Annotated in this window: 1 protein-coding gene; it reads right to left on the reverse strand. The window is 46.6% G+C overall.

Annotated features, from left to right (window positions below; translation table 11 throughout):
- Nucleotides 1–55: 55 nt before the first annotated feature.
- Entirely contained in the window at nucleotides 56–889 is an 834-nt protein-coding gene (locus tag PX636_RS20505) for a photosystem II manganese-stabilizing polypeptide (RefSeq protein ID WP_004162736.1), read from the reverse strand.
- Between the last annotated feature and the right edge of the window lie 372 nt (nucleotides 890–1,261).

A 1,261-nucleotide genomic window follows, 5' to 3' on the forward strand; every position in this document is an offset into this window, starting at 1 on the left:
CGAACTTCTCTAGGGAGAAATTCGCCTTAATTTCCAGAAATTCTGAATTTATTAATTAGGCACGAGCTTCGAGACGACCATAGAAAATGCCGCGAATTTTCACTTCTTCAGCATCTTTTGCCCCTAAATCGGTGTCGGAAGGCTGTTCACTTTCAAAAACACCAGCAAACTCGCCGGTAGAAGCGTCAACTTTAGTTACCTGTAAAGACATAGTACCTTTACCCAGTTCCGTCGCTTTGACGTTAGCACGCTGGAAATCTTGACTATCAGCACTAGCGGGTAAAGCGACAGCGTTATCATAACCCGTCACCACACCCCGACCTTTGGGATCTAAGAAACCAGCGCCACGATAGGAGGGAACTTTAAAGTCGCCTTCAAAATCCGTGGAACTATTAATCGAGTTAAATCCGGCTTCGGTTTTGCCAGTGAAACCTTTGATGGTAAAGAACAAGGGAACTCTTTCACCTCCGGGTAATTGTACGGTAACGGGTTGGAAATCGATACCGTCTTCTTCCTTGAGGGTTAAAACACCGTCTTCGCCTACGGTTAAACTCGCTGTCATCTGTTCTAAACTGGTGGTATCTCTGGTTAGGAGTTTACCCGGTATAAAGGTGGCTGCTTCCCGCTTATTAACGGGTTCACCCTTGACAAAATATTCTTGGGGTTCTAAGCATAAATCTGTCACCACATAACTTTCGCCGCGTTCTAAGGGGAGAGTACCCCGGGTGAACTCGGAAATCTGCGGACATTTGTTAGCTAATCCCGTGTTTAAAATTTCATCATAGGTTAGCTCGTTTCTATTCAGGACGGCACTAGGCGCGTCGCTACAAGCTGTCAACACCCCTAAGCACAAGGCTAAAAAGGCAACTAACAAGGCACGAAATCTCATCTATGTCAACCTCTCTTTGTCAATCTTTACAATTACTACCCTTGATCCATAGCCTGATGAATTATCGAATCGGTCGGGCCAATTCACCGAAACTCAGTTTATCAAAGATCAGTGACCATTGAGAAGATGGGAGACAGGGGACGGCAGGCAGGGGATAGGAGTCAGGAGATAGGAGTCAGGAGACGGGAGGCAGCCGGCAAGAGGCAGGAGGCAAGAGGCAACAGTAAAGAGATTGGAGGAGATTCGGCTAATCGAAGAATAAGCAGTTTAAATACGTCTTAGCTTAGGAGTCAGTCCCGATGAAAAAATTTTCACCACCACAGATGAAAGAGGTTTCCTTCCCCACACCCCACACCCCACACCCTACACCCC

It is taken from the genome of Microcystis sp. M53598_WE2 (genome assembly GCF_030067735.1).
Lineage (GTDB): Bacteria > Cyanobacteriota > Cyanobacteriia > Cyanobacteriales > Microcystaceae > Microcystis > Microcystis aeruginosa.

Coding starts and splice junctions, on each gene's coding strand:
- PX636_RS20505 (WP_004162736.1), bottom strand. CDS start 889: ATGAGATTTCGTGCCTTGTTAGTTGCCTTTTTAGCCTTGTGCTTAGGG.